The organism is Streptomyces melanogenes (assembly GCF_014649795.1).
Lineage (GTDB): Bacteria > Actinomycetota > Actinomycetes > Streptomycetales > Streptomycetaceae > Streptomyces > Streptomyces noboritoensis.
The window spans coordinates 71,494-85,887 of record NZ_BMTS01000006.1; the positions used below are offsets into that span (position 1 = coordinate 71,494).

Here is a 14,394-nt window from a genome sequence, read left to right on the forward strand (position 1 = left end):
TCCGGACTCCGCGTGCCCGAGAACGACGAGCTGAATGCTGTATTGGACGAACTGTGGGGCGAGCGCGCCGCGTTCATCGAGTCGGACGGGACGGACGAGGAGCGGCTCGCCCTGCTCGACCCGTCCGTACGCCACCACGAGGCCGTGCTCGACGCGCTCGCGGACGACGCCCCCGAGGCGGCCGAAGTGCACGAGGGGCTCGGGTTCCTGTGCCAGCAGCGGGCGCTGCTCACCGACGAGGGCGAGGACCTGCTGCTCTCGGCCCGGCACTACGCGGCCGTGCTCGACGCCGCCCACCCCGACAGCGACCTCCCGCTGGTGCGCTACAGCCGGGCCGTCTCGCTGATGCTGCACGGGCGGGCCACCAGGAACCGGGCCGAACTGGAGGAGGCGCGCGCCGAGTTCGACACGGCGGCCGTCGAGGCGCGGCGGACGGGCGGCGAGCGGCCGCCGTGGGTGGAGGACGCCGAGTACAAGCTGGTGCTGTGCCGGGCGCTGATCTGGACGATGTGGCAGGACGAGGCGCAGGCGGCCGCCGCCGAGGCCGAGCTGGGCACCCTCTTCGCCGCAGACCCGGGCGTCGAAGAGCGGCTGCTGCCGCAGTACCTCGACTTCTTCGGGCGGGTGCTGTACGAGCGCGGGGTCGTCCGGCAGGACGCGGCGGCCAAGGACCGTGGCGTACGGCTGCTGCGGCGCGGGCTCGTGGAGTGGGAGCCGGAGCGGGACGGGCGGCTCGCGGCCACCGCCACCCTGCTCTGCGTGGCCCAGCAGGCCCGCTACCGCGACGACCCCGACCCCGGGCGGCTGCACGACGTGGTGCTCGGCGCCCGTGCGGTGATCGGGGAGGAGGGCGCGGAGAAGGAGCTGCGGGACATGGCCGTCCTGATGCTCGGCTGGGCCCGCCAGATGCTCGCCGAGCACGGGCTCGAGGACGACAGCGAGGGGCCGGACGTCTCCTTCGAGGAGGTGCGGGGCGTCTACCGGTCGATGATGGACGGCGTCCAGGACGGCACCTACCAGCTGGACTACGGCGAGGAGGGCTACTTCGCGCTGATCAACGACGCCGCCTCGCCGGACCGCGCCAAGCACGGCTTCGACCACGTCTTCGCCAAGTGGAGCGAGCTGGAGCCCGGCAGCGTCGAGCACACCCGGGGCGCGGCCGCCCTCCTCGCGCACCTGCCGATGTTCGACCCGCACGGCGACCAGGTCACCAAGGAGCAGCGGGACGCGCTGACCCGGGCCGTGCTGCGGCCGGGCCCCGACGACGACCCCGACTGGCGGCGCCGGGCCCACGCCGTGGCGGGCGGCGCGCTGCTCACCGAGGAGCTGGCGGCCGGGGCCGGGGCCCGCCTCGACGAGGTCCTCGCCCACTTCGACAGCGCCGACGAGGGCCCCGGCGTCGGCGCCGACCTGGGCCTGGTGCGGATGATGGCGACCGTGCACCGGGGTCAGATGAGCGGCACCGCCGACGACATGGCGGCGGGCGCGCAGGCCTGGCGGCAGCTGCGCGAGAACCCGGAACTACCGCCGTACGCACGCCGGTTGATGGACGCCCAGCAGTCCGGCTACGACGCGGCGCAGGCGGCCCGCAGCGGCGACCTGGCCGCCACCGACGGGCATATCGCGGCCCTTCACGCGGCCATCGGCACGCTCGCCGAGGACGACACCTCCCGCATCGAGCTGTGGACCTTGCTGGAGAACGCCCGCTCGGCCCGCGACGAGCTCGCCGAGCGGCTCGGCGCCCCGCCCGCGCCCCCGCTCGCCGGCCGGCCCACCGCCGCCGAACTGCGCCGGGGCGCCGCCCGGTTGAGCCGCGACCACCGGGCCTGGGTGCTCGGCGACGGCGGCATCGCGCGGGCCCGCCGGGCCGGGCTCACCGGTGACGTGGAGCGGATCCGGGAGTCGCTTGCGCTGATCGAGGAGGGGCTCGCGCTCAGTGACGAGGGCAGCGACAGCTGGCTGCGCTACTCGCACACGGCGGGCAGCGTGTACTGCGGGCTCGCCTCGGGGGAGCGGCTGCCGTACCGCCGCACCGAACTCCTCGCCAAGGGCATCGGCCTCCTGGAGGCGGCGACCCGGCAGGCCGCCGGGCCCGGGCACCGGCTGTGGGCGCAGGCGGCGCTCGCGCTCGGCCGGGCGTACCGCACGCGCGCCCGGACCGGGGACCGCGCGGCGGGTCGCCGCTACGGCCTGGACGCGCTGCGCGGCCACGCCTGGGCGGCCTTGCTCCAGTCCGGCACGGCCGACGCCGCCGAGGCCGCGCGCACGGCCACGGCCATGTCCCTGGAGGTGGCGGCGTGGTGCCTGGCGGACGGGGTGCCCGAGGAGGCCGTGCAGGCCCTCGACTCCTGCCGGGGCCTGGTCCTGCACGCCGCCACCACCGCCTCCTCGGTGCCCGAACTCCTGGAGGACGGCGGCCACGACGCGCTGGCCCGGGAGTGGCGTGCCACGGGCGCGAGCGCCGACCTGGTGCCGAGCGCCCTGCGCCGCAGGGCCCTTTCGGCGCTGACGGCCGACGGCGGCCCGGGGGAGCCCGGCACCGGCGCCGCCCGCCTCCTCGACACGCCCGCGCCCGGCGAGATCGGCGCCGCCCTCAAGGCGCTCGGCAAGGACGCGCTGGTCTATCTGGTGCCCAAGTCGGAGGACGGCGGCGGCGTCGCCGTCCTGGTCACCTCGCGCGGCGACGTCCACCACGTGCCGCTGCCCCGGCTCACCGAGGACGCCGGGCCGCTGCGGGAGTACGAGCCGCTGGCCCGCGCCACCGGGCGCGACGTCGGACCGGTGCCGGGCTGGGGCGGGGCCGCACCCGCGCGGCCGCTGCGCGACCAGCTCGACCGGCTCTGCTCCTGGGCCTGGTACGCCGCCGTGCGCCCGCTCTTCGACCTGTTCGTGGTGCCCGACCGGCCCGGCCGCGTGCCCCGGCTCGTCCTCGTCCCGATGGGGGCGCTCGGCCTGGTGCCCTGGCACGCGGCGTGGGCGCCCGACGGGGACGGGGCGCGGCGGCACGCCATCGAGGAGGCGGAGATCTCGTACGCCGCCTCGGCCCGGCTGCTCTGCGAGGTCGCCGCCCGCCCCCGCACCCCGCACACCGGTGCGGCCCTGGTGGTGGGCAACCCCACCGGCGACCTGCGGTACGCGGGCGAGGAGGCCGACGCGGTGTGCCGGGCGTTCTACCCGGACGCGCGCTTCCTCGGGCTGCGCACCGGCGACGGCACCCCGGACGAGGTCGCGCACTGGCTGCGCGAGGGCGGTGACGGCGGGGCCGTGCTGCACTTGGCCTGCCACGCCGCCGTAGAGGAGAGCCGCGGCAGCAGCGCCTACCTCTCCCTCAAGGGCGGCGAGCTGGCCGCCGAGCACCTCACCGCCACCCTGCGCGGCCGGCTCGGCCTCGTCGTGCTCGCCGCCTGCCGCAGCCATGTCTCCGGGCGCGGCCACAACGAGGCCTACAGCCTGGCCGCCGCCTTTCTGGTGGCGGGCGCCCGCTCGGTCGTCGGCTCGCTCTGGCCGGTCCCGGACGACGCCACCTCCGTGCTGATGTTCATGACCCACTACTTCCTGCGCCGCGAGGACGAGCCGCCCGTACGGGCCCTGCGCCGCGCCCAGTTGTGGATGCTGGACCCGGCGCGCGAGCTCCCGCCCGAACTGCCGCCGCTGCTCGCGGCCCGGGCCGGCGCCATCGACCCGGCGGACCTCAGCGCCTGGGCAGGCTTCACGCACCTCGGCCAGTGACCCCCGGCCCCGGCACCACCGTCCGCAGCGCGACCGTCCGCGTCGCCCACTGGCCGGGCCCCACCGCCCTGACCGGCCCGACGTCCCGGCCCCCGGGCCCGGCCAGCCGCAGCACACCGTCCGGGGCGGCGCCGTCGCGCGCCCCCGGCCCGTACGGATCCCACGCCCCCAGCCGGAACGGCACCGTGTTCAGCTCGCCCTCGGCCACGATCAGCTTGAGCCAGTCGCGCGCGTACGCCCCCGGGCGCGGCTCCCGGGTCGCGGGCAGGCTCAGCCGTACGGGCTGGCCGTCGAGGGCGTGGCCGGTGTGGCCCGGGGCGATGAAGTGGCCGGGGAACAGGGTGGAGTCGATGGCGTACCGGTCGTTCAGGTCGAGCAGGACGCACCACAGCGGGCGGTCGCCCACGTTGCGCAGCCGGATGGAGACCCATGGCTCCTGCGGCCCGTCGTAGGCGCGGACGATCTCGCCGTTCCCGTCCGGGACCAGCGGCTCCTGGTCGCCCCACGGCACGACCTCCACCCGTATGTGCCCCCGCAGCGGCGAGGTGCGCGCCTCCAGGTCGCGGATGCCGTGCCAGTGGGCCAGATGGGTCAGGCAGTCGGCGACCCGGGCGGTGTCCGCCGGGTCGTACAGCGGCAGCGGCGCCACGAACGGCGAGCCGTCCCGCCGCAGCACCCGCACCTGCCCGTCGCCGTGCGCCTGGACCCGCAGGAGCAGCCCGGCGGACTCGGCTTCCGGGCCCGTCACCAGACGTACGACCGGTGAAGTGAGCTGGTCCGCAAGCGACTTGGCGAAACCTTCCGGCCCGTCGACCGTCACAGCGGCCGACGCCGACGGCGTCGCGCTCAGCGCCACCGGATGCACCCGCCCGGGCGCAGGCGTCCACCCGTCGGGGTCCACCAGCGTCCGGTCCGCCAGCACCGCACGGGCCACCAGCGGGCCGCCGCCCGGCCCGGTCGCCGTGAACTCGGTGCCGGGACCGCCGGGCAGCCCGTGGACCCGCCCGCAGTCCACCTCCCAGCCGTCCGCCCCGAACCGCAGCAGGTGCGGGCTCGGTGTGCGCGGCGCCCCGCCCAGGAACGGGGTGTCCGCGAGGCCGCCCGCGTCGGCCGGGAACAGCACCGGGTGCTGCTCGAACCCGGTGCGCCGCACCCCGGCGTGCGCGGCGGCCAGCAGCTCCCGGTAGGTGGTGTCCGGGCCCGCCGCGCCCAGGGCGTCGAGCAGCGCGTGGGTGAAGACCCCGCGCCGGACGGGAGCGCCGGACGCACTGTCGGGCGCGTAATCCGCCTCGAACGACAGCTGGTTGAGGCGGCTGGCCGCGAGGAGGACGTGGCCGGACGCGCGCTGGGGGCCGCCCGTGTCCCGGGGCGCGGCGGGCGCGAGCCAGGACGGGTCGGGCGGGGTGGAGCGCGGGGCCAATCGCGGATCGCGGGTGCCGCCGCCCGAGAAGCAGCAGTCGAGCACCGCCGCCACATGCGCGCCGCCCGCCGCGAGCCCGTCCAGGAGCGCGCCCAGGCGCTTGTCGGGCAGCGGCCCGTCCACACAGACCAGTGCCTGGCTGCGGCCGGTCGCCTCCACCACCTGCTCCTCGATGGTGCCCAGGACGAGCTCGGTGCCGTGCCCGGAGAACCACAGCAGCGCCGTGTCGTCGGGACCGGCCTGCCCGAGGTGGTCGCGCAGCGCGGACTCGACGGCGGCGACGGTGGCCTCGCCGTCGAGCAGCGTACGGACCGACAGCCGGTCGCCGACGCGGTGTTCGAGGGACCGGCGGGCCGCCAGGACGTCGTTCACACAGCCCGAGAGGCGGGCGTGCCGAGGGCCGCGGTAGGCGTCGATGCCGACGAGCAGGGCGTAGATCATTCGCATGGGCGGGAGTCTGGCAGCAGAACCTGGCCGGAAACAGGTCGTACCCCGGTCGCCGTCCGGGCGCCGGGGCCACAATTCCCGTTCCGGCACACACGATTGACGCCGACTCACTAGTCTGCCTGAGTCCGCCCGCACGACCCATGATCTCCGGGGGAACCATGGGACCCATCGAACGACCCCGCCGCGTGGTGCAGCCGCCCGCGACCGCACCCGTCCAGCCGCTCCAGCAGTCCGGGACGGCACGGACCGGCCACCAGCCGTGGCAGCCCGCGCCGCAGCAGCAGGAGCGGACCTCGCAGCGCCGGGGCGCCACCGCCCCGCCCCTGCGCCACGCGCTGTACGGGGACCGCTCGGCGGACCTGCGGGAGGCGCTGTCGCGCCTGGACGCCCAGGTCGACGAGGCCGCGCGCAGACAGCTCGCGGACTGGATCCGCGAGGAGTACGAGGTCCAGCACACCGCGATCCCCGTCGGGTTCGTCACCAAGTGCTACCTCGGCGCCCCCTTCGTGGACCACATCCTCGACCTCGCCGGAGCGATCGTGGAGCACTACGCGCCCGGCACCCCCATGCCCGAGCCCTTCGGCGCGGGCCGGATGCTGGCCCGCTCCGGCTCGTACGTCTGCGTAGAGGTGTACGGGGACGGGCTCGTGCTGCCCGTGCTGCCGGACGGCTCGGTCGTCCACCCGTGAGCACCCCCGCGGACGCGCATCCGTACACGTACATCTGACGCACCCCGATCGGAGACACCGCATGGCTGACGTCGACTACTCCCTGCACAGGAAGGTGCAGGAAGTCAGCGGCCTCGTCGTCCGGCTCAGCGAGCAGGTGGGAGCCGTGGGCGGCCAGGTGGCCGCCGTCGACGCCAACCAGCAGCTCACCCGCACCGAACTCCAGGAGCTGCGCGACGAGTTCCGCGCCTTCGTCCAGCAGGCCCAGCTCACCGCGAACGTCCAGCGCGCGGAGACCCGCGTCGGCGTCATCCAGGACCAGGTCGACCACGAGTTCGGGCACCACAAGGTGGTGCGCCGCACCGCCGTCGGCATGCTCCAGGCGTTCGACGTGGGCCTGGTCTCCGAGGAGACCGTGCGCGCGGTCAGCGAGCAGCTGATGATCCAGACGCCCCGGTACTGGCTCGCCCCGGCCCTGGTCGCGCTGGCGGCCTGGTCGGCCGACGACCCGGGTCTTTGCGGGCGCGCCGTGGAGGAGGCGTTCCGCCGCTCCTCCCACCGCACCTCGCTCTTCTTCGCCCTGGTGCTGCGCCGCCAGAACCGCCGGGACGAGTCGGTGCGCTGGCTGCGCCACTATCTGCTCGCCCAGGACCCGGCGCACCTCGGCCGGGAGTTCGCGGTCATCCTGGAGTCCATCTCGCAGGGCGCGTTCGGCGCGGCGGGCCGCGAGCTGCTGCGCACCACGCTCGACGGCTGGCGCGAGACGATGCGATACGACGACGCGGCCCAGCGGGCCCAGATCACCCGCTGGCGCGCCGAGCTCGACTCGCTGCGCCCGGCCGCCCCGCAGGACGAGTACCCGGTGCTCGCCCAGGTCTCCCCGCAGGGCCCGCAGCTCGCCGGAGTCCTGTCGTCGGCCCGCGTCCAGCGGGTGGCGCACGACAAGTACCGGGCGCTCCTGGAGCGGGAGTTCACCACCTCGGACCGGATCGAGGACGCCGTCGACGACATCCTCGACCGGCTCGTGTCCGAGTACGACAACGAGGAGCTGCCGCTGCGGCGCGACCTCGCCTTCAACCACGCGGTCATCGACCACGGCGGCGACCTCACCGCCGCGAAGGGCGCCCTCGACACGGACTCCGCCGCGTACGAGGAGACGCTGGACTATCTGACCGTGCAGACCACGGCCGCGCTCAGCCCCGAGGCCATCGGCACCTCGGTCGCCACCCAGCGGCTCGCGGTCGCCGCCTGCCGGGAGTGGTTCCGCCACGCCCACCAGCAGTTCTCGGCGGACTACCGGGGGGCCGTGCCGCAGGACGTGCAGGCGCGGTTCGGTGGCGCGTACCCGATCGCCGGGCGCACCTTCCAGCTGCCGCCGTGGACCGGCTCGTACACCCAGCCGCTGCCGGGCCTGGAGCAGCAGCTCGCCGCGCACTGGGACACCCACGCGCGCACGTTCCTCGCCTCGTTCGCCTATCCGCTGGCCCGCAAGGTGACCCCGCTGGCCCTGGTGCTGCTGGGGATCCTGGTGATCGGCTTCGGGATCAGCGCGGGCGTCACGCTCACGCTCATGGCGATCACGGGCGCCGTGTGGGGCCTGGTGATCCACCAGGGCCTCAGCGCCGCCCGCAAGGTCGAGAACGCCGCGAAGACCCTCCTCGACCAGTCCAGGCGCGACGCTCTGCACCAACTGCGCGCCGGATCGGCCGAGTTGACCGACTGGTACGAGTCCTACCGCACCGCCGACGCCGTGGAGCCGCGGCTGCGCGAACTGATCGACTCGCTGGGGGCCGCCCTCGACGGCGCCTCCCCCTTCGACGGCCGTACCGTCCGCAAGGAAGGCAGCAACGCATGACCGTCCCGCACCAGCCCCCGCCGCCGGACCGCCCCGCGCCCTCGCCGTGGGCGGCCACCGCCGCCAAGCCCGGCGAGCGCGTCACCACCCGGCTGCGCCGGATCGTCGAGGGCCTGCCCGACTGGTCCCCGCTGCCGCCCGGCGAGACCCTGGTGCGCCGCCGCCGCGACCCCGGAGGGCTGTGAGCACCATGTGGGGGCACGGCGGCACCTACCAGACGTGGACGGACCACCTGGCCCGCTGGTCGCGCGGCGAGCAGGTCGACGGGCGCGCGCTGCCCGCGCTGGAGCGGGGCGACTACCACCAGGACACCTGGGTGCGACTCACCGACCAGCTCACCCGGGCGCTCTCCACCCGCCTCCAGGGCTGGGCGGACGACCTGACCCGGGCGCTCAACGCCGAGCAGGACGAGTTCGCGGCCGCCCGCGCGCTCGTCCAGGCCCGGTCGGGGCTGCACGCGGTGCGCGCCCTGGCCGGGCACCCCTCGCTCACGCCCGAGCTGCGCACCCGGCTGATCAAGCTGGTCGACGGCCAGATCGCCGACCTCCAGCGGCAGTTGGAGACCCAGCTCGACCGCCTCGGGCGCACCGGGGCGGACCCGCGCTGGATCGAGGCGCGCCGCCGCACCCTGCGCGACAACCCGCTCACGGGCGGCGCCGCGCCCGGCGCGCCCGAGGCCCCGCAGCCCTGGGCGTACGACCCGACGGCGACACCGCGCCGCCGCATCGTCACGGACTGAGCGGCCGACGACGACCGCCCGCACACGTACGTACGCAACCGATCCGACCGGAGAAGCCCCCGCATGCCCAACTACGCCGAAAGCCATCGCGACCTCGACAGCTACATCTCCGCCCGGGTGCCGGTCATCGGGATGCGCACCATCGAGCAGCAGCGGGCGCTGCGGCTGGTGCGGGAGGTGGCGACGCACCCCCGGCGCAGCGGCATGCCGTTCTGGATCTACACCCGGGCCACCGGCCTGCGCGACCTGCGCACCAACGCGCCCCTCCAGGAGGACCGCTCGCTCACCGGGGCGATGGAGTACGCGGCGTCCCAGTTCGCCGCCCGCCCCAACGCCACGCTGGTCCTGGTCGACCCGGACGACCTGGAGGGCGACACCCCGCTGACCCGGCACATCGCCGAGGTCGCCCGGCTCGCGGGCAACAACTCCGGCTCGATCATCCTGCTCACCGACACCCCGGTGTGGAGCGGCCTCCAGCGGCTCGGCATGAGCCTCCAGCTCGACCTGCCGGACGCGGACGAGATGTACGGGGTGCTCGCGGGCTTCCTCACCGACCACCAGGGGATCATCCCGATCGCCTGGAGCGAGGACGACGCCCGCCGGGCCGCCGAGACGCTGCTCGGGGTCACCGAGGCGGAGGCGGTCAACCTGATGGCGACCGTCGCCGCCAAGGGCTCGGTCGACAAGGACGACGTGCCCGCGCTCGCCCAGTCCAAGGACCGCATCTTCAGCGATCTCACCGGCCTGGTGAAGGTCCAGCTCAAGGACGCCGACTACACGGTCGGCGGGCTCTCCAACCTGCGCGACTGGCTGCGCCGCAAGAACCAGCTGATGCAGGCCGACCTGCGCCACACCGAGATCCGGCCGCCGCGCGGGGTGCTGCTCGTCGGCGTCCCCGGCTGCGGCAAGTCGCTCTCCGCCAAGGCGATCGCCGCCGAGTGGAAGCTGCCGCTCTACCGGCTCGACATGGGCGCCATCCACGGCAAGTACCTCGGCGAGTCCGAGGGCCGCTTCCGGGAGGCCCTGGAGACCGCCGACCGGGTGGCGCCCTGCGTGCTGTGGATCGACGAGATCGAGAAGGGCCTGGCGGGCCGGGACGACGGCACGGGCGTGCCGCAGCGGATCATCGGGCAGTTCCTGTTCTGGCTCCAGGAGTCCCGCTCGCGCGCCTTCGTCGTCGCCACCGCCAACGACGTGCGCAGCCTGCCGCCCGAGCTGCTGCGCAAGGGCCGCTTCGACGAGCTGTTCTTCGTGGACCTGCCGGACGCGCAGGACCGCAAGGAGATCATCCAGCTCTACTACCGCCGCTATGTGAAGGCCGAGCCCGACCCCGACCAGCTGGCCCGCCTCGTCGACCTCTCCGAGGGCTTCGCGGGCTCCGACATCGAGGGCGCGCTGCACGACGTGGGCGCGGAGGTCTACCTGGGCGGCGGCGCGGAGGCCCTGCGCCCGTCCTTCGTGATGGACACCTTCGCCAACACGATCCCGCTGAGCCGCAACAACCCCGAGCAGATCGAGGAGATCCGGGCGTGGGGCCGCGAGCGCGCGGTGGCGGCGGGACGCACGGCGGGGGCGACTACGCAGGGGGTGCCGGGACCGGCCCGGCGGATCGTGTTCATGGAGGACTGATTCATGCGGGAGCGGCCGGATTCGTGGAGGCGGTTGATCGAACTGACCTGAACTCGCCTGTTGCCCAAGGGGGTTGGCGCGTCCAACAATGCGCATGACAACTTCAGGAAAACCCGTTCCTGAATCCCTTCAGAGGGGAACCCCCACATGAAGAAGCCTCTCGTCGGCGCGGTGCTCGCGCTCCTGCTCGTCGGAGCGGGCGCGGCACCGGTCGTCGCGGCGCCGCACACCCACAGCGGCGCCAAGGCGACGGTCAAGGCGGTCGACTTCGCCGGAACGGTCGCGCTCAGCAACTGTTCCGGGTCGCTGATCCGCACGCCCAGCTCCCAGCCGAACGACCCCGCTCTCATCCTCTCGAACGGCCACTGCCTGGAGACCGGGTTCCCGGCCGCCGGCGAGGTCATCACCGACCAGCCCTCCACGCGCAGCTTCTCGCTGCTCAACGGCTCGGCGAGCAAGGTCGGCACGCTGCGGGCCACCAAGGTCTCGTACGCGACGATGACCGACACCGACATCACGGTCTACGAGCTGAACAAGACGTACGCGCAGATCCAGGGCCAGTACGGGATCGGCGCGCTCACCCTGAACGACCAGCACCCGGTCGCGGGCACCTCCATCAAGGTGGTCTCCGGGTACTGGAAGCGCACCTACAGCTGCAACATCGACGGGTTCGCCTACCGCCTCAAGGAGGGCGACTGGACCTGGAAGGACTCGGTCCGCTACACCTCCGCCTGCCAGACCATAGGCGGCACCTCGGGCTCCCCGGTCATCGACACGGCCACCGGCAAGGTGGTCGCGGTGAACAACACCGGCAACGAGGACGGGCAGCGCTGCACCGAGAACAACCCGTGCGAGGTGGACCAGAACGGCAAGGTCACCGTCCGCTACAAGATCAACTATGCCCAGGAGACGTACATCATCGTCCCCTGCATAGGCACCGGCAACAAGTTCGACCTGAACCGTCCCGGCTGCACCCTGCCCAAGCCGTAACAGCGGAACTCCCCGCGCCCCGGACGAAGGGGGCGCGGGGAGCCTCCCGGTTACGGGAGCGCGTGGACGTGCGGGCCCACCGCGTTCGACCAGGCGTTGCCCGACTTGGCGTCCCAGTTGGTCGACCAGGTCATCGCGCCGCGCAGGCCCGGGTACGTCTTCGACGGCTTGAAGGAGCCGCAGTTGGTCCCGGCGGTGAGGCAGTCGAGCGCCGCGTTCACCACCGACGGCGAGACGTAGCCGCTGCCCGCGCCGCTGGTCGAGGCCGGCAGGCCGAGGCCCACCTGGGACGGGTCCAGGCCGCCCTGGAGCTGGATGCAGGCGAGCGCGGTCAGGAAGTCGACCGAGCCCTGCGAGTAGACCTTGCCGTCGCAGCCGTTCATCGAACCGCTGTTGTAGTACTGCATGTTGACGACGGTCAGGATGTCCTTGATGTTGAGCGCCGTCCTGAAGTACTCGTTCGACGTCGACTGCATGTCGATCGTCTGCGGCGCCATCGTGATGACGAGCTTGCTGCCCGCCTTCGAGGAGAGGGACTTGAGCGCCTGCGTCATATAGGTGGAGTTGAGGCCGTTCTCCAGGTCGATGTCGACGCCGTCGAAGCCGTACGTCTGCATCAGCGAGTAGACCGAGTTGGCGAAGTTCGCCGCCGAGGTGGAGTCGTTGACCGACACCGTGCCGTTCTGGCCGCCGATGGAGATGATGACGGACTTGCCCGCCGCGTGCTTGGCGGCGATGTCCGCCTTGAACTGGTCGACGGTGTAGCCGCCGAGGCCGTTGGTGTCGAGGTTGAAGGTCACCCCGCCCGGCGTGCCGGTGGCGTCCGCGAAGGAGACCGCGATGATGTCGTAGTTCGCGGGCACGTCGCTGATCTTCTGGACGGTCGCGCCGTTGTTGAAGTTCTGCCAGTAGCCGGTCACCGCGTGCTTGGGCACGGTGCCGCCACCCGGGTTGCCGCCACCGCCGGAAGTGGTGGCGGTGACCGCCGCCGACTTCGTGGACTCGCCCGCCGCGTTGGTCGCCGTCACCTGGAACTGGTACGCGGTCGACGCGCTCAGCCCGGTCACGGTCGCCGAACTCCCGCTCGCCGACTGCACCTTGGCGCCGTCGCGGTAGACGTTGTACCCGGTCGCGTTGGAGACCGCGCCCCAGGACAGGTCCACCGACGAGGACGTCACCGAGCCGACCGCGAGGCCGCCCGGGGCCGCCGGGATCGTCGGGGCCGGGTCGCCGCCCCCGCCGCCGTCCGGGCCGAACACCGAGATGTCGTCGGCGTAGTAGGCGGGCTGGCCGTACCAGCCGTGCGTGTAGACCTGCACGGACGTGGTGGAGGCGCCCGTCTTGAAGGTGGTGGAGAGCTGGTTCCAGCCGCCGCCGGTGCCCGGCGTCCAGGTGGAGACGTCACTGGTGCCCGTCCCGGTGGCGCCGAGGTAGACGTACGAGCCCTGGACCCAGGAGCTCAGCGTGTACGTCGAGTTGGGCTTCACGGCGACCGTCTGGACGCACTGGCCGGTGTCGGAGCCCGAGGGGGTCGCCTTGAGGGCGGCGGACCCGCCGTGCACCGGCGAGGAGACGGCGGCGCCGCTCCCTGCCGTACAGCTCCAGTTGGCGAGCCCCGACTCGAAGCCCGCGTTCTTGGCGTTGTTGACGTCCGCCGCGTGGGCGGTGCCGGTGAGCCCGGCTATGGACAGGGCGCCGGCCGCGGCCACGGCCACGCCGATTCTGCCGCCTGCTCGTTTCACTTGCTGCCTCCGGTGGGGGAGTTGGGAGGTCGGTGGGGAGGTGGGGCGCGCGCTGTGCGACAAGCTGGTCCAGACCTGCGTACAAACTGGTCCAGACCAATCGGCTTGTCAAGACCTCTGGCGCCCCTCGTGGCATCACAGAAACGAGAAGACTGTTCACCCGCAGCTATCTCCTGGATACAGTGCTGCTTCAGGAGGGAAGTGCGGTGATCACTTACGGCTGAGGGGGCCCGCCACGGGCCGAGGGAACGGGGACTTGATGTGCCAACCGCGATAGCCGTCACCAGCCCGGACCTGGTGTTACCGGCACCCGATCCACACACGCCCCCGGCGGCGGTCTTCTCGTCCCCGGACGTCCAGCCGCTCGACGACGCCCTCGCCCACGCGCACCGTCTGCTCGACGCGCACGGCCATCTCGTCGTCCTGTACCCCCAGTCCCTCCCGGCCGCCCACGAGCAGCGCCTGCACACGGTCCGCTCGATCCTGGAGAGCGACCGGATCGCGCTGCTCGGATCGCCGCTGCCGCCGCTGGGCCTCGCCGTGCTCGCCCGCCAGCTGTGCCAGCTGTCGGTGTGCGACTTCAGCCCCGGTGTGCTCGCCTCGGCCGCCCGCCTGCTCGCGCACTACGTGCACGCGGGAGCCGTGCTGAACTCGGTCACCCGGCTCGACCGCGTCCCCGTCGGACTCAAGACGCACGCCAAGTCCTGGCTGCCCGGCAGCCAGTTCGCGGTGCTCGCCCACCCGGTCCCGCAGCTGGTCAGGATCGGCGCGGGCGACCTGGAGGGGCCCGACTACGCCTGCCATCTGCTGGTGGCGAGCGCGGCGGCGCCCTCCGAGTGGGTCACCGGCACGCTCGCCACCGGGTGGCAGGTCGGCGCGGTCCTTGAAGCCCCGCTGCCGGGGTACTCGCCCGGCTGGTGGGGGACGGGCAAGCTCACCGAGTTCGCCGCCCATCTGTCCGACCTGTCCGTGCTCTACCAGCTCGTGGCGTCCGTGCGCCGGGAGTCGTGCCGGTGGTGCGGCATGGAACTCATCGGCGACCGCTGCGGGTTCTGCGCCTCCCCCGTCGCCGCCCCGGAGCTCCAGCTGCCCGCGGGAGGCACGTACAGCTAGCCGCCGCGCAGCCCGCCCGGTGGCCTTGTCCGCTCAGTCCCACGTCATCGAACGAGGTCGTA

At 73.6% G+C, this 14,394-nt stretch carries 10 protein-coding genes; 8 read left to right on the forward strand and 2 right to left on the reverse strand.

What is annotated here, in order from left to right; all coding sequences use genetic code 11:
• The first annotated feature begins 12 nt into the window (after positions 1-12).
• Positions 13-3,729 (forward strand): CHAT domain-containing protein, encoded by a 3,717-nt coding sequence (locus IE252_RS14960; RefSeq protein WP_190089894.1) that lies wholly within the window; start codon positions 13-15, stop codon positions 3,727-3,729.
• On the opposite strand, the gene IE252_RS14965 is transcribed toward IE252_RS14960, so the two are convergent.
• Positions 3,710-5,596: a caspase family protein gene (locus tag IE252_RS14965; RefSeq protein WP_190089895.1), complete on the reverse strand. Its 1,887-nt coding sequence runs from the start codon at positions 5,594-5,596 to the stop codon at positions 3,710-3,712. The genes IE252_RS14960 and IE252_RS14965 overlap by 20 nt on opposite strands.
• A gap of 158 nt (positions 5,597-5,754) precedes the next feature.
• On the opposite strand from IE252_RS14965, the gene IE252_RS14970 reads away from it, so the two are divergent.
• The 6 genes from IE252_RS14970 (at position 5,755) to IE252_RS14995 (ending at position 11,477) form a co-directional block, all read left to right on the forward strand.
• Positions 5,755-6,285, forward strand: coding sequence for a hypothetical protein (locus IE252_RS14970; protein ID WP_190089896.1), 531 nt, complete (start codon positions 5,755-5,757; stop codon positions 6,283-6,285).
• A gap of 61 nt (positions 6,286-6,346) precedes the next feature.
• Complete coding sequence (locus tag IE252_RS14975; RefSeq protein ID WP_190089897.1) at positions 6,347-8,119, forward strand: hypothetical protein; 1,773 nt, start codon at positions 6,347-6,349, stop codon at positions 8,117-8,119.
• Positions 8,116-8,304, forward strand: coding sequence for a hypothetical protein (locus IE252_RS14980; RefSeq protein WP_190089898.1), 189 nt, complete (start codon positions 8,116-8,118; stop codon positions 8,302-8,304). The genes IE252_RS14975 and IE252_RS14980 overlap by 4 nt, the downstream gene beginning before the upstream one ends.
• Before the next feature lie 5 nt (positions 8,305-8,309).
• On the forward strand, positions 8,310-8,858 hold the full coding sequence (locus tag IE252_RS14985; protein WP_229848438.1) for a hypothetical protein: 549 nt from the start codon (positions 8,310-8,312) through the stop codon (positions 8,856-8,858).
• A 63-nt stretch (positions 8,859-8,921) separates the two neighbouring features.
• Positions 8,922-10,487, forward strand: coding sequence for an AAA family ATPase (locus tag IE252_RS14990; protein ID WP_190089900.1), 1,566 nt, complete (start codon positions 8,922-8,924; stop codon positions 10,485-10,487).
• A gap of 147 nt (positions 10,488-10,634) precedes the next feature.
• The gene (locus tag IE252_RS14995) at positions 10,635-11,477 is read left to right on the forward strand and encodes a S1 family peptidase (protein WP_190089901.1); all 843 of its coding nucleotides are present in this window, start codon (positions 10,635-10,637) and stop codon (positions 11,475-11,477) included.
• A gap of 50 nt (positions 11,478-11,527) precedes the next feature.
• Here the strand turns inward: IE252_RS14995 and IE252_RS15000 are convergent, their stop codons facing one another.
• On the reverse strand, positions 11,528-13,219 hold the full coding sequence (locus IE252_RS15000) for a chitinase (protein WP_308434539.1): 1,692 nt from the start codon (positions 13,217-13,219) through the stop codon (positions 11,528-11,530).
• Between the two features lie 261 nt (positions 13,220-13,480).
• Between IE252_RS15000 and IE252_RS15005 the strand changes: the two genes are divergently transcribed.
• The gene (locus tag IE252_RS15005) at positions 13,481-14,332 is read left to right on the forward strand and encodes a hypothetical protein (protein ID WP_190089902.1); all 852 of its coding nucleotides are present in this window, start codon (positions 13,481-13,483) and stop codon (positions 14,330-14,332) included.
• The last annotated feature ends 62 nt before the right edge of the window (positions 14,333-14,394 follow it).

Excerpts from the sequence above, each read along its gene's own strand:
- IE252_RS14965 (WP_190089895.1), bottom strand. The coding sequence starts at position 5,596 with ATGCGAATGATCTACGCCCTGCTCGTCGGCATCGACGCCTACCGCGGC.
- IE252_RS14970 (WP_190089896.1), top strand. The coding sequence starts at position 5,755 with ATGGGACCCATCGAACGACCCCGCCGCGTGGTGCAGCCGCCCGCGACC.
- IE252_RS14975 (WP_190089897.1), top strand. The coding sequence starts at position 6,347 with ATGGCTGACGTCGACTACTCCCTGCACAGGAAGGTGCAGGAAGTCAGC.
- IE252_RS14980 (WP_190089898.1), top strand. The coding sequence starts at position 8,116 with ATGACCGTCCCGCACCAGCCCCCGCCGCCGGACCGCCCCGCGCCCTCG.
- IE252_RS14985 (WP_229848438.1), top strand. The coding sequence starts at position 8,310 with ATGTGGGGGCACGGCGGCACCTACCAGACGTGGACGGACCACCTGGCC.
- IE252_RS14990 (WP_190089900.1), top strand. The coding sequence starts at position 8,922 with ATGCCCAACTACGCCGAAAGCCATCGCGACCTCGACAGCTACATCTCC.
- IE252_RS14995 (WP_190089901.1), top strand. The coding sequence starts at position 10,635 with ATGAAGAAGCCTCTCGTCGGCGCGGTGCTCGCGCTCCTGCTCGTCGGA.